An 18,557-nucleotide genomic window follows, 5' to 3' on the forward strand; every position below is an offset into this window, starting at 1 on the left:
ATTACCATCTGTATGTTTATAAATCCATCGAAAGTATTCAGGGACAGTATATGATAAGTGCTGCATATTTGAATGCCTTCTCATTATTGATATTACCCGAAATCACAGAAATTTATGTGATAACCACATTATCCCCTAACTTTAGAAGAGAAGAATAAACATCTCGTCTTATCAGCCTTTTTTTAATTAGGTTTAAAAAAATTAATAATAAAAGAGTATTGAGAGAAAATCTATAAAGAATATGCGCTCTGGAAAAAAGAGAGAATATAATTTATTAATTCCTTTAAGTAGATTTGTGTTGACTTCGCACCCTTGTCTCCGAAGCCAATGAATTTCTCACAAGTATATATGAGGACCAGACAATAAGCAAAATCCAAAATTTAAAGTCAAATAATTCATTTAGGTTTTCCCAAGGGTGCGAAGTCGACAATTTGGGCTTTGTCTCTCAATAATTTTCATATTCAATCTGGTTCAACCCCCCCAGAGTTTCACATCCCGAGTCCTCGATTTTTCCGGAGTTCTCTCCCGATAAACTGATCTGGTGCATCTATTGTGGTCACTGTGAGGTATTCTGTCCTACAAAAGCCCTCACCCGTAATCATAAGAATTGCCCATGTTACTCTCCAAATGGAGAATCTATCACTCCTGAATCCTTAACTCTGTACTTCATGAATCGCCGTTCGATCCGGAAGTATCGCTCTGAACCGGTTGACAAGGATATTCTTCTAAAGATCCTTGAGATTACCCGGCACGCTCCAACCGGAGGAAACGGCCAGCCGGTAGAGTGGCTGATCATAAGTGATCCGGATGAAATCAGGAACGTCTCAAGACTTACTATCGAGTGGATGAGAAGTATTCAGAGTCCTGATCATCCCATCAGTGCCTTCATCCCAAAAGTATCTTTCTCAATGGGACCGGGGAATTGATGGGATCTGTCGGAATGCCCCTCATCTCATCATGGCTCACATTCCCGGGGATTTTCACTTTCAAAAGGAAAACCGATGGCCTTCATTGATGCGATTATCGCTCTCTCTCACGCGGATATTACTGCCCAGGCCTTTGGGGTCGGAACATGCTGGTCTGGACTATTAGCCATGGCTGCCGAAGAATATCAGCCGCTTCAACGATTTCTTAATCTTCCTGTAGGTCGTAAACTCGCTTATGCCCTGATAGCCGGGTACCCAAAATACAAACCCGGGAAAATTCCTGAAACCAAGACCCTGAAAGTTGAGTAGCGGTGAAATAGATTTCTGCATTCCGGTGTCCATGGTCCGGGTCTTGCCAGGGGATCATAATCCAATACAGAATATTACCCGTGTTCTCTCTGATGCTGATCTCCCCGGGCGGGAGAGCGGGAGAAAGGCGGGAGAATTGAGGTTTGGGCGGGGCCTCCCGCCCGACTTTTAACCCCAAATCATAACTGAAATAGATATATCTAAGTAATAATTAATTTTAAAAAAAATAGGGCGGGAGAATTGGGGTACAGAGCACCACCTCCCACGTGTACCTGAAGTTACTGTGTGTGTGTATAGATCCCGCTCTCCCGCCCGGAAGTGTAACAACACAAGGATGTCCGCCCAATCACGAATCGGGGCTATTAAACAGAGCGGGGTGCTCCCGCCCTAACGAGGTATCTTCCCGCTCTCCCGTTTGCAGGTGATGAGGAGGGGATCGGACTCCATAGGTTTCCATCATGGTTTTGGATTCTTCTCATGAGATCCCAACCTGAGCAATCAGAAATTAGGGAGATCATCGAAGACAGGTATCAACCTGAAAAACCCACATGGTGCTCTATAATACTGGAAGAAAAATGGGGAAGTCTACACATAGACAACGTCACGGAAGACAGAATTGCGAATGAGTGGTTTGAGTGCAACATCGGTAACGAGATCAACCTTCCGCATGAAGAGGTCTTCGAGATAGAATTTTGTCCCCATAAAATTATCAAATGTCTTTTTCCCTTGTTGGAATATAACAAGGACATCTTCATCGCTGTCCTTCCGTCCCTCTCCATGTGCGAATGAGCCGAAGATGCCGATCTTCACTACACCGAATCGTTTCTGTAGTTCCGGTTCGTGCTCGCGAATCGCACTCAGGGTCTTTTCATCATCAGTGAAATCTTCGAGTGATATTGACCCGATAAACCGTTCAACTCGGTCCCATGAATCGAGAATATCCTGAAGAAAAAGGCGGGGGTCCCTCATATATACACAACATCAGAGAGAATGGGAATCCTAAGGTCTGCACGGATAGCACGCTTAGGAACGACATCAACCGATTCGCCAAAAACTCGTTCAAGATATATCTTCAGTCCTGAGTGGTCAAGAAGGCTGGCATCATCACTAAAATCAACCAGAATGTCGATGTCACTCCCCCAGACCTGCTTCATCCCGTATAACCGACCCGAATATACCAATCCTGGTGATATGGTACTTCTGCATGAGATCAGATCGTCTTTCTTTTAATACCGAGATGATCTCTTCCTTCTTTTTCATGGTTCCCACCCTACTATCCGATGATATGTTTATGCAATTTCAATCGTATTTATGCAATTAATTAATTGTATTACTCTCTATACTCCTTCTTCTCATAATATCACATGGATGAATCCTGTTGCAATATGGCTTTCATCTTGAACTCTCTGGTAATCCTTGATAGTTCATTCTGAATGAGTCCATCTGCCTTCTATAGAGGAGCATATGCATTACAGGAAGTCTGAAGATCATAAGAGATAATTGCAATTTGTTGTGAGTCATATCATTAGGAAGACCGTAGGTATGACTTCTGGTCTTTCTAAAAATGGATAGTTTAGGTATTGGGATTCGGAGCATCGCCTGACGAAAACGCCAGGATCATTACGGTATCCCGCTTCTCTCCAGGATTAACGTGCCGGAAATTCACAATCAACAGCCAGAAGAACAATTTTATTCTTTGCCATATGGGAGAAAAGGACACATTTATCACTTCATGCAGGCATACATTCACGCCACAAAGAGGGTCAATTTTTTGCTCATTATATCCAGATTGAGGCTGCTCTGGTTGTTCGATAGGATGTACAAACAAGGAAGGAAATATTACTTCAACATGTAGAATCCTTTAAATTGCAACCCGAGAAGAAGAAATGCTTGAAGAGATTATATCGAAGGGTTCTCTGTACCGTTTCAGAGCAATCTTTCGTGGGGATTGTTTTTGTGAAGAAAAAATACATCAAACCAACAATTGTTGATCTGTCAATGGAAGGAATGCCCGGATTTGGTTACGACGTATTATCTAAAGGTTGTACCAGTGGCGATGTTTTTTTACCCTCTGCATGTAATGGTGGAAACGGGGCAAATTCTTCATGTATAGGGGGTACATCTGCATCAGCCGGATGCAATCCTGCCGGACAACTCCCAGTCGATAGAGGGAGTATATGCTGGAATTTTGGATCGAATGCAACGGGAAGAACATGTTTGGTTGGAGATACTGTATCTGGACAAAATGCCATGTGTGGGACTGGAGTAACTGGTACCGTATCTTTTGATTGCACCGATGGTCCAACTCCGAATTATTGTGTAAACGGTAATAACGACGTGAGGAGTTTCTCGTAAACTCTTCTACTGTGAACAATGACATAACCGGTTACTCTCCAAATCTCACACTCCTGGATCTCCATCATATACGACACCACCGAATATATCTGAAAAAAGGCAGATGCAATAAAACAGATCTGAGAGCATCTGTCCGAGGATCTGAAATAGATCTTTTTCCGGTGCCTTGTGAATAATGTCTGTATCGGCCAGTGTGTATGGGAAGATAGCTCTCAATCAGAAATAAAAACTGATTGAGATAGGTATTCCTAATTCTGCCGCAGATTACCCCGAACATCTTTCATCTGGGGTAAAATTACTGATGGTTTTAGTAGTGCCATTCTTCTTTCTGAGCATTGCCTTCTTCTTCATGCTGCAACCCTGGTCCGCGATGGGTAGGCAGTTCTGTTAGCTGCTTCAAGCGGAAGAGGAAAATAAACATCAGTCAGGCGGGTTCTTCCACCCTGGTCAACTCTCGGTGATGAGAATAGGCTTATAATTCCTGATGGCTCCGGAGGATATCTTGTATCGGTGCTGCCAACCGCAAGTAAAATCGCAGCCGGAGCAGAAGGACTTTTTTGGAATCCGCCCCTCGCGTATCCACTGAAAACGATCTGCATTCTCAAACAGGCTGATGAGGATACCATAGAATCATTTCCTCAATCGCAGACAGCAGTTTGAATGACCAATTCATTCAGGCGACCTGGAATCAGTTCTGCCTCATGGATAAGGAACATCAGACGAGATGAGAACCCTCAGTTTTGGGAATGCATGTTCTCTGGTCAGGGAGATCCCGGTCTATCTCCTCAATGCTACGCTGACCGGCAGATTCTGGGATGTGATTGAGCAGGAGATCTTCTTATAACAACAGTAACTCATTACCGAGACCAATAAAAATTAATTTATTAGCAATCAAAACACATTAAAATCGGGAAGAGAGCGTAGTGTACAGATTTCTGCTTCCATTATTCTGCCGGATTCCATCTGGGAAATTCTCATCCCCTCCTCATCCGGTCTTCATGCATAAAGTGAGAAACGATGAAATACAATCCACCCCAAATCACCCAGTTCAATGTCGGATATTATCAGAATGGTCTGCCAGAGATCAACGGAGATGAGATCGTATATCTGGGGATGAGTATGTACCCAACCTTCATCGATGGTGATTGGGTAATATTTGACCGTTTTACTCATATACAGCGAGGGGATGTGATCGTCTATCCTGAACCTGGGGGACATAGGTATATTATCCATCGGGTGATTGCAATCCAGGGAGACCAGGTTCAGACTGCTGGTGATAATAACCGAAGTCCTGATTCGTATTCGATTGCTCGTCAATCAATTATCGGAAAGGTTATCTGGAAGCGGCGGTTTGATGTAACTTCATCAGTCAGAGGCGGATTCTGGGGAAGGATGTCCTTCAGATACCAGGTCTCTATCCACCGAAGGATTCGGGAATCAATTAAAGTTGGAAAGCCTCTGTACGAACTTCTTGTCCGGGGAGCTATCCTCGGAAGAGTGTTTGCTCCATTTCTGGATATCAGGCAGGTTGTCCTGATTAAAGATGGGAAGACGGAGATCAGGTTGTTTTTGAATAATCATTATGTGGGGATGCGGAAAGGAGCTGAGCAACCGTGGAGTATCAGGGCTCCATTTCGGATGTTTATTGATCCTAATAAACTGCCTGCGTATGGAGAGGTAATCAGGGAGGCACTTGAAGAGAGCGTGGCATCAAATAGAAATAAATCTGATGATTGAATCTCGGTGTGATCCAGATGCATTGAATTCATCTATTTATGAGAGATATTAGGGAGCTTAAATTATTCATCTATTATATATCGCCCATTTCGCACCCACTATTAATCCCCAATATCTTTTGCCGAACATCCGAGTGTAGCATCAATCAAGAATTAAAATCTGAAATCCGCATAAGCTACCACTGAATTTCGAACCATCGATTCCAGTATGAAGTATCCTATATCTCTCCCCTTTATTTCACAATTATTGAATATATTCCAAATCAAACCGTGTTAGTTGAAATAGTATTGGAGTTTGTTTATTCCTATCAGGCATGACACTCTCGATGTAAAATCGATCATCTTCTGATACCAGAGTGAACTGGGACAATATCCAAATCATGGTATCTGAACTCGGTCTAATCAACGGACGATTATTTGAGTTAATTTTCGGTGGTGTTCCAAACTTACTGAGTTCAATATGAGTAATGACTCTCAAGATGCCATGTAGCAGGACACTGAAATAGAGCATGGTCATAAGTGCCATGATCCTCTCTGGCTTCTCCAGGAATATTGTAGCAGCCAAAAGTGGTTTTTTCAGAAGCATGAAATTGTTTTCAACCTTAATCTGGCCTTTATAGTGCAGGAGAATATCACGGGATGAGACATCATCCGGGCAAATATTTGTCAAAAGTGCAAATGTCGATGATTTTCTTCTTTTCCCTTCAATTATCTGCTCATTTCTTCGAATCTCATCACAAATTATCTTCCATGAGATGGTGAGGACTGAAGGTTTCGAATTTTTCCCAGCTCTTCCTCTTTTCCAAGTCTCCACTTTTTGCACAGTGAGAACTGCATAAACCAAGTCCGTAGAGTGCTCTTTGGTGAAACGATTGATTTCTGCGATTGCATCAGGCTCACTGGCGAATTTTCTTTTCAGAAGCGTTTCAATGGACTTCTTTAAAGAAGATTCAGATTTTTCTATCGCCTTTATAGTCTTCTTTTCTCCATCTGATGTTTGATAGAGATGGATATAACAAGGATGCCCATAAACGCTTGCTTCTGTTGTAAAGACTGAGTATTTTGAAGATTCTGATTCATTTGGATAGTTGCAACAATGTCCTAGAGTGACCCAGTTATCCTCTTCAAGTGCCCGCATCCTGATCTTTTCTGCAATCTTTTTGCTGAAATTCTCAGGTATCCTTGAAATAAACCTAATCGGCTTGTTCCCTTCAGTAAGAGATCTAAAGTTAGGTCCTGTCAACAATTTTGAGTCAGCAATGTAGATATATTTCGAAAACTCATGCCCATAAATATCCTTTAGTTTCAGAATAACTTCATCGTTGTAGGTGCAATCCGCTTTATTCCCATCCATGGTGTAACTATAGAGGATTAGTCCATCTCCGTCAGTGACCATTCCGGTTTCAACCTGTTTCAGGTCGTTTCGCTTTTGTTTACTATTCTCATAGGTGATGTCTATTGGCGGGATGACACCGTCTTCTGGAAGATAATCCCCATAAAGGACATGAGAGGTAGTGTCTGAATGGAGAATAAGATCTTCTGGTAAATTAAAGGTTAATCTTACGGAAAGAGCGACTTTTAGCAGTAATCTTGAACAATCAGATTCATAGATCCGATCAAGTAGTCGGGCAAAAAGATCATCATTCAATTCATTGGATCAATTGGTTCACCAACAAGAAGTTCAAGGTCAATTCCACTATATCTTTCATGAATTCTTGAAAGGGGAACTTTGCTGAACTAAGCCAGGAAGGGCAGTAAGACCATCAACTGTGCAAGAACTCCGGGGCTGAACTTCCATTGATTTTCATCCCACCGAACATGACGAATTACAGTTTCAATGAAATTCAACCGGTTTAAGTATGATGCTATTATCAGAAGTTGGACAGGGGTCCGGTCAGAATGTTGCTGCGATGAATGGATACACTGAGATATATCGGCTTTTAATTTTCTCAGCCGAGTAGATGGATTGGGAGAAAGACGACGCCGAATCATTCTGCATTATTAATATCTCTTTCTTAAATATTTATTTAAGATAAAATAAAAGTTTTATAAAAAATTTCGACTTTTGACAGAGGGTGCGGAACGAACATGGTCAGCAAGATATTCTTGTATAAAGCCCAATAAATCCATGGTCCTGTTCTCCTTTGGTCAGTACATACAGGGCCATCTGAATTTACAGCACTTTTCTTATGCTATCAGGAAGTAGAAAATTAAACAAAACAGTTTTCTTCTCACTCATTGAATTTTTATATATGTCTGAGCCACTTCATATGCCTGGGGGGCAATTAGCATCAAGACCACTCCATTTTTTCTGGGTTTGTGATGTTTCAGCTTCCATGAGAGGCAGAGGAAAGATTGAGCAATTAAATTATGCCATCCGTGAATCCCTCCCGCAGATGAGAGAAGTTGCAAATCAAAACCCCAATGCACAGGTTTTTGTGAGAACACTTGCTTTCGGTTGCGGAGCAAAATGGATAAACGCCAATATAATCCCCATCGATCAATATTTCTGGACTGATTTAGTTGCAAACGGAGTAACTGACATGGGTGAGGCATTAAGGTTGATAGCTGAAGAACTTAAAGTTCCTCCAATGCCCAAAAGGGCACTTCCTCCGGTTATAGTGCTGATATCTGATGGCCACCCCACTGATGATTTTGACAAAGGTCTCCAAGCTTTAATGTCCCAGGAATGGGGAAAACGTGCAATAAGGATCGCCATTTCGATTGGTGCTGATGCCGATTCAGATGTGTTAAGAAGGTTTATCGGAAATGATGAGGTTGATCTTCTGAACGCAAGTAATCCACAGCAACTTATCAATTATATCAAGTGGGCATCAACTGAAGTACTCCAGTATGCATCCCGTGAATATTATGCATATGCAGAAAAGGAAGCTGAACTTCAGGCTGACTCCCGGATTGCCCCACAAATCGGTCATCCTGATGCTGCACCGGTATTTAATCCAGTACCTGTTCCAAATAGTGATGCAAATAATTATAATGACCTAGTGTGGTAAGGACAACAGATATGAGTGATAAGTGGAAGATTATTGCTGAATCTATCATAGGCCATTCACATGTCCGGAAAAATCTCCCTAATCAGGATGCCTATACATACAGCGGAGATAATGGTGAATATCCAATTATCTCTTCTATTGCAGATGGACATGGAGGGAAAGATTATTTCAGGAGTGATCGGGGGTCCCGTTTTGCCTGTGATGCAGCTATTGCATCTCTTTCAAATTACTATTATCAGGATCCAACATTCTCAACTCCTCATATGTGCGATGCAATCTGCAAAGAGATACTCAAAGAGTGGAAAACTTATATTCTTGAAGATATCAGAAAATATCCTTTCAGCGGGGAAGAATCTGAGATCATAGAGGGGGGCAAATCATCACGTAAATTTAATCTCCCTATGGATCCTGACTATGAACAGATCAGACCCTATGGGTCTACTGTTCTTGCTGTGATCATTACTAAATCATACGCTGTTTTCTTCCAGCTCGGTGATGGAGACATTATCTCGTATGGAAGTCAGGACCACATATTTTCCAAGGTTATTCCAGCGGATGATAACATGATCGGAAATGAGACTTATTCATTGTGCATGCCGGAATCATGGAGGGATTTTAAAGTAAAGCGGTTAGAACCAGTTCCTGAATTTATAATGCTCAGTACTGATGGATATGCAAATTCCTTCGTAGATGAGTCCGGATTCATTACTGCAGCAAGGGATTTACATTCTTTTTTCTACAAAGCAGAAGATTTTGATATCGGAGTTACATCAGTCCAGTCAAATCTGAAGGAATGGTTAACTATCACTAGTCAGAAAGGGAGTGGTGATGATATAACGGTATGCATGATTGTCAGGGATACAAGTGATAGCATTCGATCCGGAAAGGAATAAAAAAAAAAAAAATTATCTCATCCACTGATAATCAGGTAGATCCTCCTAAAAGTTACTCATTTCTTCGCACCCAACCAGAGCCAGAAAAGATAGAGAATAAGATTGAGAAACCAATAGATCCTGTAATAACTCTTCCTCCTGAACTGGTTCCTATTAATCATTCTGAAAGGAAAATTGTGCCTCCTCAAACTAAAAGAGGAAAAAAGCCGTGGGAAAAAAATTGATCCGTAATATTGCCATCATAGGAATAATTATCGTGATCATCGCTGTATTAGCGCTTTTTGTATTCTCTCAATCCTCAAAAGGTTATGATCCATACAACTATTCACCAAATTCAGGAAACATAATTCCTTCAGTACCAATTAATGAAACTATTAATTTATCTATCCCAATCCTGACATCAGATAATTCAACTTGTTCAACTCTTCAATCATCTATATCCGGTCACCCAGGTACAACAAATATTAGTAGTACCCCTCGCCACTTTATTCTGTAAATAAATGTGTCAAAAGTAATTTATAAAAGTACGTACTATAAAAGTTAATATTGTGAAAATATTCAGTTTATCTTCCAGATTTTGAACGTGAAGAATTACTATCCATCGTAAAGAAAGGCATAGCCCCAGCATATCGTATAAAACATGCCCAAATTCTATTAAATGCTGATAAGAACGGCCCTAATTTACCTGATTGGAGAGTTGCTGATTTTATTAAATGTCATCCTCAAACCGTTTTTAACGTAAGAAAAAGATATCATGAACAGGGTCTTAAATCTGCATTGGATCGGAAATTCCGTGAAGAGCCACCAATAGAACCAATTTTAGATGGACATAAGGAAGCTCAATTGATTGCAATTGCTTGTAGTCAACCTCCCACTGGTTATTCTTGATGGACGTTTAAACTACTATCCGAGCGTATGGTTGAATTGGAGATAGTTGAGACAATTTCTCCAAAAACAGTTGAAAGAGCCCTAAAAAAACGAACTCAAACCCCACCTGAAAAAGTGTTGGGTAATCCCACCCAAACAGAACGCTGAATTTGTTACTCATATGGAAGATGTCCTTGAAATATATCATCTTCCATATAATCCAAATATCCCTGTTATTTGCATGGATGAGAAACCGATTCAATTTATTTCTGATACCAGACCTTCAATTCCTCCATCACCATCTCATCCTGAACGATTTGACTATGAATATCAGAGAAATGGAACGTCAAATATCTTTATTTTCACTGAACTATTGAAAGGTTGGCGAAAAGCGGTTGTAAAGGAAAGGAAAACAAAGCAGGATTGGGCTGAAGAAATCCGAACGTTATTAGTTCAGGATTACCCATCTGCATCAAAAATTATTTTGATCTGCGATAATTTGAATACCCATACAATAGGGGCATTATATGCAACATTTATCCCTAAAGAAGCATTGAAACTTTCCAAACGATTAGAGATTCATCACACACCAAAACATGGTTCATGGGTAAACATTGCAGAAATTGAGTTGAGTGTAATGACTACGCAATGTTTAAACAGAAGAATTGGGGATCCGATTTCTTTAAACAGTGAAATTAAAGTTTGGCAGAAGAACAGAAATGAAAATCAAAAGGCAGTAAACTGGCAATTCAAATCAGAAGATGCAAGAATTAAACTGCTTCATCTCTATCCACAAATTTAAGTGGCGAGGGACACTAGTATCTTTCTTATCTTTATTTCTATAACCATATCCCACAGGAATAATTCTTAAATTTAAGTGACGAATGGTACTAGAGGCTTTTAATTTCTGAAATCTCTATGATAATTCAATGATAGTGTAAGAAAAGTGCTGTAAATTTAGACAGCCCTATATCTACTGACCAAAGGAGAGCAGAACCATGAATTTACAACACTTTTCTTACACTATCGCCAAAAATGCAACTCAACCCAAAAACATTCGGTAAAATGGTGGTTTTTACGTTTAGGAGAGTTCGACAATTTAGAAAAATGTTTATTTGAAAATTGTTTGCCAATTCTTAATTATACTGATGAGTAATCATACGATGATTGGGTCCAAATATTAGAAATATTATTGAGAAGAGGATAGCGAAAAACCCCCCTTCATGAAATTCGAGTTTAAATATTTATTTGTACTCGGCTGAGAAAACAGGGGATTTTTAGCTATTCTCTTAGAAAGGTTATTGGAGGATCAGAATCCTCCAAAGGGACAAAAAAATATTGACGTCCTTGTTACTGCAATTCAAACATGTCGAATGAATGGTTCAGCCTTTGTTGTAAGAGGGCGTGATTAAATCTCCCACTTCATAAAACTGAAGACTCACGCACTAAATTCCTGTATTCGTTCATTTTGCGAGTCTGTAATATAAACATTTCCATTAGGGGTTACTGCGATGGACAGAGCTAAATTAAATTGCGAGTTTTCTGATCCTCCTGTTCCCCACTTTGTTATAAAATTACCGTTCGCATCGAAGACCTGGATTCGGTTATTTCCCGAGTCCACAACATAAATTTGTCCATTAGGAGCTACCATGACGTCACTAGGCAATGAAAACTGGCCGTTTTCTGATCCTTCTGTTCCCCACTGTGTGATATAGTTACCATTCGTATCGAAGACCTGAATTCTGCTATTTTCCCAATCCGCCACAAATACTCGTCCATTTGAAACAACTTCGATGCCCTTAGGTAATCTAAACTGCCCGTTTCCTGATCCTAATGTTCCCCATTTTGTGATAAAAGTACCATTTGCATCGAAGACCTGGATTCGGTTATTTCCTGAGTCCACAACATAAATTTGTCCATTAGGAGCTACCACGACGCCACTCGGATATGAAAACTGGCCGTTTTCTGATCCTTCTGTTCCCCACTTTGTGATAAAATTCCCATTCACATCGAAGACCTGGATTGGGCTTTTTCCTGGATCTGTTATATAAACATTCCCATTAGGAGAAATCGCAACGTCATTAGGATGATTATACTGCCCGTTTAGCTTTGTGATAAAATTCCCATTCACATCGAAGACCTGGATTCGGTTATTTCCCGAGTCTACTACATAAATTCGTCCATCAGGGGCTACTGCGATTCCATCAGGGTCTATAAACTGGCCGTTTTCTGATCCTTCTGTTCCCCACTTTGTGATAAATGTTCCAGTAGCAGAAGGTATTGAATGTCCATAGATTAGACCAATTACAAAGAGTGCAATAATGATTATTGCAACTAATCCGAGTATATGTTTTTTTGGGGAGAAGATAGACCGACCATAATTACATTGAAAATTTTCACTGTTCTTGTGAGTAGTGTTCAGTTCCGGATGGTGTTTCAGTTGGGTTTGGGTAATAATAGCATTAATTGCGTCTGGTTCAGTTTTCTCCGCGGAAATATCTGTATCACAAGTGTCTATCCGATAAATTTCAAGAGCTTCAGTCCAGGTTCTGATAGCCCATTCAGCAGCTGATATATCCATCCCACAGGTATTATGAAGTTGTCCTACGATTTGTCGGACTTGAATCTCAAATGGTTTTGAATTCTTATCCTTTATGATTATAAAGACCAGTCCTTGTTCTAGAGTAATGCGTAACAAATTAAGTTCCCGTTCATAATCAACAAGGAGATCATGAAGAATTCCACGGTATTTAGTTATATTCTGCTCATTCGGAGGTCCGTATTGAGAAATTATTTCTTTCAGTATCGTAATGATTTTTAACGTTTTATCATTCATTGAATTTCACCGGTGAATAAATATCAAATACGTCAATTTTGAACAATTTTATCCATTTTTTGTTCATGTTATTTAATTAAATTCCTGATTCGATTAGGTTCAATGAGCATTTGTAGAATTAATCTTTCTCATCTCTATAATTATCAGGTTGTTGAAGAATTACTGTTTCTAATATTATATTCATTAATACTATGATTAATATCACTGAGGCCGTCCAACGAAGGTCCTATTATATAAATAGTTCATAAAATTTCTCGACTCTCCACTCTTTTTTCATTTCGTTAATTGCCGTGGGACCGATTTCGGCACCATTATATACTATTGAAACTGGCCTCTATGCTCGTTGGCTCAAACGAAAAAAGGACATTACATGGGACTGTAAATCCAACAAATAGTGTTTCAATCAGTACATTACTTGGAAAAATGGATCTTACCCAGATTGAAATTGAATTGCACAACCATCTCAATTACAGCCAAACTCGAAAATGGTTATATTCACCAATATTATTATTCAAACTCTTGATTGTCCATTCCTTTCGAAAACAATCCTATCGAAAATTCATCAAATCACTAACACTTGAAGATTGCATTGCTCTTGGAATTCCTGAAATAGAGCCCGGAAGATATCATATTCCCTCTGCAAGTAATTTACATGATTTTGCTTACAATCGTTTGCGATTAGACGGCTTTAAGAAGATCATGTACCTAAACGGAGCCATTGCATGTCAATCTATTCAGAATGGTCACGGAATGGTTGATTCAACCCCTATTGAAGCCTCAAGATATGATAAATATGCTGAATATAATCCCCATTACGCTTGCAGGATGCACAAATATCACATATTTCATTTAAACAACTTTCCACTGTATGGAATATTTTCTGAAGGTAATGCTCATGATTCCCCATATGCAATCCCATTAGCTGAAATTGTTGGTACAATGAATCCAAGCATGATCAAAGTTCAACTTGATGGTGGCTATGATTCCTTCATGATTTATGCGAGATACTGGAAAATTTTCAGAATTCAGCCACTAATCGATCCAAGCAAGAACGCAATTTTGAACATAGAGGGGACAATTGAGAGAATTGATCATTGGGTAAATAAAATGTGGAAGAAAGGGGGAGACATTCGAGATTCTATTGAGAAAAAACTACTATTTCTCACGAATAACGGAAGGGAGAAACAGGTTGGGATGTATCTTCGCAATCAGAACTTACTTAATCCAAATTTCAGAGTTGAATACAAATCAAGGGCAGATTGTGAAAGAACTCATTCACACATGAAACGAATGTTTAATTTCAGTGTAAAATGGATTCAGAAAAGATCTAAAGAATTTTACATGACATTGAATCTCATTTCATATCAGTTTGTATTACTTGCAAATTTAGTAAAAAACCAAGGAAAGGGTCAGGATCTATCAAAATATTACTGAAAAAATAAAATACAGATATCCCATTAAGTAGCGAATGCTATCGAGTTTTTAGTTATTTTTCGTCTTTCAACTGTAATTTTGGGTAGTTTGGATGTTGATTCCCATCCTTTGCAGTGCGTGTATCTTTCATTCTATTGTAAAAATTGGTAGTTCGACAAAAAGCGAATCATTTGATTGACAATCTGTCCAATCTACATCTTCTCATTGGACAGCCTCTCACTATCTTCCTCATTAAACCCAAACTATTTTACCATTAGGGAATAATATCTCCAAATTAAAGACTTTATAGTGATTTAAGTATCTAAACCGGCTCTGTTGAAATCCTCAAAAGAATTGATTGCCCTCTGAATTTTTGTAAACCTATTAACCCGATGGTTCACCGGAGGGTCGTGCGAAAATATGTAATGGTTTTGTTTTGTGCTGGAAAATGCGTCTATCCTCAGTAACATCGCGTTTCTGTATGATATCAGTAGTTAGGCTTAAGCTGCCTTTGATGTCATTGTTTTATAAAGAATAAAAAAAAATACTATGCTAACATTAGAATTCGTACAATATATGATTAAACATCAATATGAGTAATTTACCGCAAGAAAAGCTGATATTATGGATCCTACAATACAGAGCATACAAATTCTCCAGGATATTATATCCAATTATGGCCCTCCTACTGAATTAAATATCCGTAAATACAGGGGTCTGATGCATGATCTTCTTGTAGATCATGTCAGGGAATTAAATTTATTAAAAATATCTTTAGAACAAGGTCAAGTATTTAAATTGATCAAGGAGAGTCAGCAGGTTCCTTTTGAGATTCTCCTTCCCCAAATAGTCACATATTTACACTCGAATTTTGGAATCGATAAAAAAGCAGCACAATGGTCTATAGAAGTCTGGGCTGAAGCTCTTGGAATTCATTTTATCTACACGTGTATTGCTGATTTTTCTTTACAGCCGGTTCAGGGAACTGCTCCTCTTTCTGTTCAATTTTCAAATAACTGTAAAGGTGATGTTTCCCGATTTGAATGGGATTTTGGCGATGGTGAATCTTCGATTGAAATAGATCCGGTTCATGTATTCCGTACACCGGGGATTTATACCATTGTCCTTCGTGCACACCATGATTCGTTTCTCTCTGAAAAAAATCTTGCTTATGCTGTGACAGTTATGTATCCTGAGTTGGGAGCAGAGATAAGCAGCAATTTAGAGGGAGGAGAAATTTTCTTACCGATACAGTTTATGAGCAGGTGCCAGGGTCTGATAAACTCCTTTGACTGGGATTTTGGTGATAATGAGCATTCATCTGATCCAAATCCAATTCACGTATATCAAAAACCTGGTGAATATCATGTTTCACTTACTGTTGGTGATGGAAATTCAACGTTTCAAGCGGAACTATTAAAGCCTGTTATTATTACTCCACAGAAACCTCATGCTGACTTTTCCTTTTCCATATTTAAAATGGATAATCCATTGTTTATTCAGTTTACTGATTTATCCCATGGAAATAAGAGTAGTTGGATGTGGAACTTCGGTGATGGATCGGTTTCAGAAGAAAGCAGTCCCTTGCATGAGTACACTTCTCCTGGTCGATATCACGTTACATTGACAGTCATTAATGAGGAGTACGGAGTAAAAGATTCAATTGATAAAGAAATTTTGATTAAATTACCTCCCCTTAATGCCAGTTTCTCTCATACCATATCTGAAGAGATTTCACCTTTATCTGCCTCATTTACTAATACTTCGAAAGGATATGTGACTTCCTATCAATGGAACTTAGGCGATGGTTCCACATCTGTTGAAGAAAACCCTGTTCATTCGTATAAGAAACCGGGAAAATATTCTGTTCATCTCATTGTTTCAGATGGTGTGGAATTTTCTAAAAGTATTCAAAATGTACAGATCGGAGAACTCACCACAACTCATGTGGAACCGAATCGATATGAGTCAGATCAATCCTCGCAAAAAATTAAAACCGATAAAGGTAGTAAAGAGACAATAATCAGACCACAAAAAAAAATATTAGATGATATAAGTGAGGTTAGTTCTCATAATAAAAAGGATAGTTCAGATAAAAATAAAATTTCAGCCCAGCAACCAATCAAAACGAAACTTGGAATCACGATTATTTTAATTTTTGCAATCCTGGTAGTACTTGGAGTAATAGCAGTTTTTATGGGAGGTTTTTCTCATATTTCCAAAGAAGCATGCAATCTATTACCGATCCCAACAACTATTCCTGAATCAACTTCAACTCCCATATCTATTTCTAATGCATCATCAAACTCAATGTCTAACGGAGATATCAGCATTAAGGTTCAGGGAAATAGTCCATATTCATGGGGGGATGAGATCAATCTATCTGGGAAAAATACTGTAGGTGATACCGTGTACCTCTTTTTCATAAAGGAAAATGGAAAGTACTCCTCCACCCCCACTTCACTGTTTAACCTAAGGAATCCACCTGAATTGGTTAGTCCACAGGTTCCTGCATCATATACCACTGTCCCTGTAAGTTCTTCAGATCATTCATGGACATACTCGTGGAACACCTCATCTGATGAACTACAACGGATTTCCTGCTTTGTGTATGCAGTAAATTCTCCTGAAGATCTCTCTACGATTGGAAAGACTGTGTATGCAAAAACCGGGGGGATTATTATTGGGGCAAAACCTATGCCCACTCCTGTTATATCAGCAAGCGATTTTGACTCGTCAAGTAGTAGTTCCGGTGGCGGAGATACGTTTTAATTATTTTTGTAAAGATCACTATTGCATGGGAATTTTTTTTCTAAAATAGATACGAATTTAATCTTCACTATGATAAAAATGAGAGGACTTGATTCATTACAGGACTTATTTCAAAACATTTAACCTATTTAAACTCCGAATTTGTTAGATGAAAAGTGGATATATAATATTGATATTACTTCCAATGGTATTAGTGATAGGAGTTCAAGCGAATAACGCAGCAATAGATTTGGATAATAAAGGGTTAGCTCAATATCAAGAGGGAAATTATGCTCAAGCTCTTGAATATTTTAACCAGGCAATTGATATAGATCCAGGATACGTCAGGTTGTGGGATGATAGGGGTAATATGCTTTTATATTTGGGTCGGTATGATGAAGCAATTGATGCATATAACCAGGAAATAAAAATAAGTAAGGGCAGTGGATGGCTTGGTAAAGGTTATGCTTTAAGTCACTTAGGAATGTACAATGAAGCGCTTGATGCTTTTAACCAGTCAATACAATTTACCGATCAACCAATGGCCTGGGTAGGCAAAGCACTTGTTCTTAGTAAACTTGGCAGGTATGAAGAAGTTAAGGATGCAATAAACCATCAAGTATCACGTGGGTCCCAAAATGATTCAGTTCAAAATTTTGTTAGTTCAAGGATGATCACTATAGCAGGGTATGAATATATGGGACTTAATGATATAGATATTCAACAATTTAAGAATATTTTTGAAAATAATTCATATATATCTGGTTCAAAATCTACCCAAGTCCCAGTTTCTACAACCGGTTTATACCAAAACCAACAATCTTCATCTACCAATAATTTGTCTCCTGATTCAGATATAGGATCGGTGAATTCAAGCTCAAATGGTCTACCTGATCTCACAATCACCAAACTCTCCATGAAACAGAAGTCAAATGTGATAGCAGGTACCATGACTATCGAGAATAAAGGATCTGGTGATGCAGGGAAATTCAATATCACCTATTTTCTAACTGATACGGTGACATACCATCCAGTATTTGGAAATCAGGGAATCTATATCCTGGGCAGTGATTTAGTTAGTGGCCTCGGAGCGGGACAGACACGAGATTCATCTGATTTCAAAATGTTCACAATCAATCCCGATGTCCCTACGGGACCTTATTGGACTGGAGCTTTTATTGACGCAGGAAATGACATAACTGAATCTGATAAAGAGAATAATGTGAAATATGATAGCGATCAGGTAATTGTAAACTGATATTCGTTTTAATTGGAGATCTGATTAAAAACTGGTGATAGATTAATTCTAGCCAACTTACAAATTTTTGAATTGAAGTAAAATATAATCTACAAGAGTAGTTCTGATAATGTATTTTTTGTAAAAAGATAGAAATTGTAGATTTTGTGAAGTGAAGATAGGGGATCGCAGAGACCATCTGAATAATTACATTTAATAA

14 protein-coding genes and 2 pseudogenes are annotated in these 18,557 nt (G+C 38.9%); 10 read left to right on the forward strand and 6 right to left on the reverse strand.

Going from position 1 to position 18,557, the window contains the following annotated elements; all coding sequences use genetic code 11:
* Positions 1–536 precede the first annotated feature (536 nt).
* Positions 537–1,235: pseudogene (locus tag ACHZA2_RS14855) on the forward strand (nitroreductase family protein).
* Positions 1,236–1,266: 31 nt separating this feature from the next.
* Entirely contained in the window at positions 1,267–1,407 is a 141-nt protein-coding gene (locus ACHZA2_RS14860; RefSeq protein WP_319580354.1) for a hypothetical protein, read from the forward strand.
* A 413-nt stretch (positions 1,408–1,820) separates the two neighbouring features.
* Here ACHZA2_RS14860 and ACHZA2_RS14865 read toward each other — a convergent pair whose 3' ends face one another.
* The 3 genes from ACHZA2_RS14865 to ACHZA2_RS14875 are packed head-to-tail and all read right to left on the reverse strand — an operon-like array spanning position 1,821 to position 2,495.
* Positions 1,821–2,204: a nucleotidyltransferase domain-containing protein gene (locus ACHZA2_RS14865; RefSeq protein ID WP_319580355.1), complete on the reverse strand. Its 384-nt coding sequence runs from the start codon at positions 2,202–2,204 to the stop codon at positions 1,821–1,823.
* Positions 2,201–2,389, reverse strand: a complete 189-nt coding sequence (locus ACHZA2_RS14870; RefSeq protein ID WP_319580356.1) for a nucleotidyltransferase domain-containing protein — start codon at positions 2,387–2,389, stop codon at positions 2,201–2,203. Before ACHZA2_RS14870 ends, ACHZA2_RS14865 begins: the two co-directional genes overlap by 4 nt.
* Positions 2,367–2,495, reverse strand: a complete 129-nt coding sequence (locus tag ACHZA2_RS14875) for a hypothetical protein (protein WP_319580357.1) — start codon at positions 2,493–2,495, stop codon at positions 2,367–2,369. Before ACHZA2_RS14875 ends, ACHZA2_RS14870 begins: the two co-directional genes overlap by 23 nt.
* A 630-nt stretch (positions 2,496–3,125) precedes the next feature.
* On the opposite strand from ACHZA2_RS14875, the gene ACHZA2_RS14880 reads away from it, so the two are divergent.
* A complete protein-coding gene (locus ACHZA2_RS14880; RefSeq protein ID WP_319580358.1) occupies positions 3,126–3,590 on the forward strand; it encodes a hypothetical protein in 465 nt (154 codons plus the stop codon).
* A 347-nt stretch (positions 3,591–3,937) separates the two neighbouring features.
* Here the strand turns inward: ACHZA2_RS14880 and ACHZA2_RS14885 are convergent, their stop codons facing one another.
* Positions 3,938–4,189: a hypothetical protein gene (locus ACHZA2_RS14885; protein ID WP_319580359.1), complete on the reverse strand. Its 252-nt coding sequence runs from the start codon at positions 4,187–4,189 to the stop codon at positions 3,938–3,940.
* Positions 4,190–4,607: 418 nt separating this feature from the next.
* Here ACHZA2_RS14885 and ACHZA2_RS14890 point away from each other — a divergent pair, with 418 nt between their 5' ends.
* The gene (locus tag ACHZA2_RS14890) at positions 4,608–5,327 is read left to right on the forward strand and encodes a signal peptidase I (protein ID WP_319580360.1); all 720 of its coding nucleotides are present in this window, start codon (positions 4,608–4,610) and stop codon (positions 5,325–5,327) included.
* Positions 5,328–5,570: 243 nt separating this feature from the next.
* Here the strand turns inward: ACHZA2_RS14890 and ACHZA2_RS14895 are convergent, their stop codons facing one another.
* On the reverse strand, positions 5,571–6,974 hold the full coding sequence (locus ACHZA2_RS14895) for an IS1634 family transposase (protein WP_319580361.1): 1,404 nt from the start codon (positions 6,972–6,974) through the stop codon (positions 5,571–5,573).
* 541 nt (positions 6,975–7,515) lie between these two features.
* Here ACHZA2_RS14895 and ACHZA2_RS14900 point away from each other — a divergent pair.
* From ACHZA2_RS14900 to ACHZA2_RS14910, 3 genes and pseudogenes are all read left to right on the forward strand, one after another.
* Positions 7,516–8,340 carry a hypothetical protein gene (locus ACHZA2_RS14900; protein WP_394698599.1) on the forward strand — a complete coding sequence of 275 codons (825 nt, stop codon included), beginning with the start codon at positions 7,516–7,518 and terminating at the stop codon, positions 8,338–8,340.
* Positions 8,341–8,351: 11 nt separating this feature from the next.
* Complete coding sequence (locus ACHZA2_RS14905; protein WP_319580363.1) at positions 8,352–9,233, forward strand: PP2C family serine/threonine-protein phosphatase; 882 nt, start codon at positions 8,352–8,354, stop codon at positions 9,231–9,233.
* 600 nt (positions 9,234–9,833) lie between these two features.
* Positions 9,834–10,902 (forward strand): annotated as a pseudogene (locus tag ACHZA2_RS14910) (IS630 family transposase).
* A gap of 636 nt (positions 10,903–11,538) precedes the next feature.
* Here the strand turns inward: ACHZA2_RS14910 and ACHZA2_RS14915 are convergent.
* Entirely contained in the window at positions 11,539–12,936 is a 1,398-nt protein-coding gene (locus ACHZA2_RS14915; protein ID WP_319580364.1) for a 6-bladed beta-propeller, read from the reverse strand.
* A 336-nt stretch (positions 12,937–13,272) separates the two neighbouring features.
* Here ACHZA2_RS14915 and ACHZA2_RS14920 point away from each other — a divergent pair, with 336 nt between their 5' ends.
* From ACHZA2_RS14920 to ACHZA2_RS14930, 3 genes are all read left to right on the forward strand, one after another.
* Positions 13,273–14,370, forward strand: coding sequence for a transposase (locus ACHZA2_RS14920; RefSeq protein ID WP_319578208.1), 1,098 nt, complete (start codon positions 13,273–13,275; stop codon positions 14,368–14,370).
* 603 nt (positions 14,371–14,973) lie between these two features.
* Positions 14,974–17,121, forward strand: coding sequence for a PKD domain-containing protein (locus tag ACHZA2_RS14925; RefSeq protein WP_319580365.1), 2,148 nt, complete (start codon positions 14,974–14,976; stop codon positions 17,119–17,121).
* A 148-nt stretch (positions 17,122–17,269) separates the two neighbouring features.
* Positions 17,270–18,358: a tetratricopeptide repeat protein gene (locus tag ACHZA2_RS14930; RefSeq protein ID WP_319580366.1), complete on the forward strand. Its 1,089-nt coding sequence runs from the start codon at positions 17,270–17,272 to the stop codon at positions 18,356–18,358.
* Positions 18,359–18,557: the final 199 nt, after the last annotated feature.

It is taken from the genome of uncultured Methanospirillum sp. (genome assembly GCF_963668415.2).
GTDB lineage: Archaea > Halobacteriota > Methanomicrobia > Methanomicrobiales > Methanospirillaceae > Methanospirillum.

Bases quoted from the DNA above. Each gene is read 5' to 3' on its own strand.
- ACHZA2_RS14860 (WP_319580354.1), top strand. From the start codon at position 1,267: ATGGTCCGGGTCTTGCCAGGGGATCATAATCCAATACAGAATATTACC.
- ACHZA2_RS14865 (WP_319580355.1), bottom strand. From the start codon at position 2,204: ATGAGGGACCCCCGCCTTTTTCTTCAGGATATTCTCGATTCATGGGAC.
- ACHZA2_RS14870 (WP_319580356.1), bottom strand. From the start codon at position 2,389: ATGAAGCAGGTCTGGGGGAGTGACATCGACATTCTGGTTGATTTTAGT.
- ACHZA2_RS14875 (WP_319580357.1), bottom strand. From the start codon at position 2,495: ATGAAAAAGAAGGAAGAGATCATCTCGGTATTAAAAGAAAGACGATCT.
- ACHZA2_RS14885 (WP_319580359.1), bottom strand. From the start codon at position 4,189: ATGCAGATCGTTTTCAGTGGATACGCGAGGGGCGGATTCCAAAAAAGT.
- ACHZA2_RS14890 (WP_319580360.1), top strand. From the start codon at position 4,608: ATGAAATACAATCCACCCCAAATCACCCAGTTCAATGTCGGATATTAT.
- ACHZA2_RS14900 (WP_394698599.1), top strand. From the start codon at position 7,516: ATGCTATCAGGAAGTAGAAAATTAAACAAAACAGTTTTCTTCTCACTC.
- ACHZA2_RS14905 (WP_319580363.1), top strand. From the start codon at position 8,352: ATGAGTGATAAGTGGAAGATTATTGCTGAATCTATCATAGGCCATTCA.
- ACHZA2_RS14915 (WP_319580364.1), bottom strand. From the start codon at position 12,936: ATGAATGATAAAACGTTAAAAATCATTACGATACTGAAAGAAATAATT.
- ACHZA2_RS14920 (WP_319578208.1), top strand. From the start codon at position 13,273: ATGCTCGTTGGCTCAAACGAAAAAAGGACATTACATGGGACTGTAAAT.
- ACHZA2_RS14925 (WP_319580365.1), top strand. From the start codon at position 14,974: ATGGATCCTACAATACAGAGCATACAAATTCTCCAGGATATTATATCC.
- ACHZA2_RS14930 (WP_319580366.1), top strand. From the start codon at position 17,270: ATGAAAAGTGGATATATAATATTGATATTACTTCCAATGGTATTAGTG.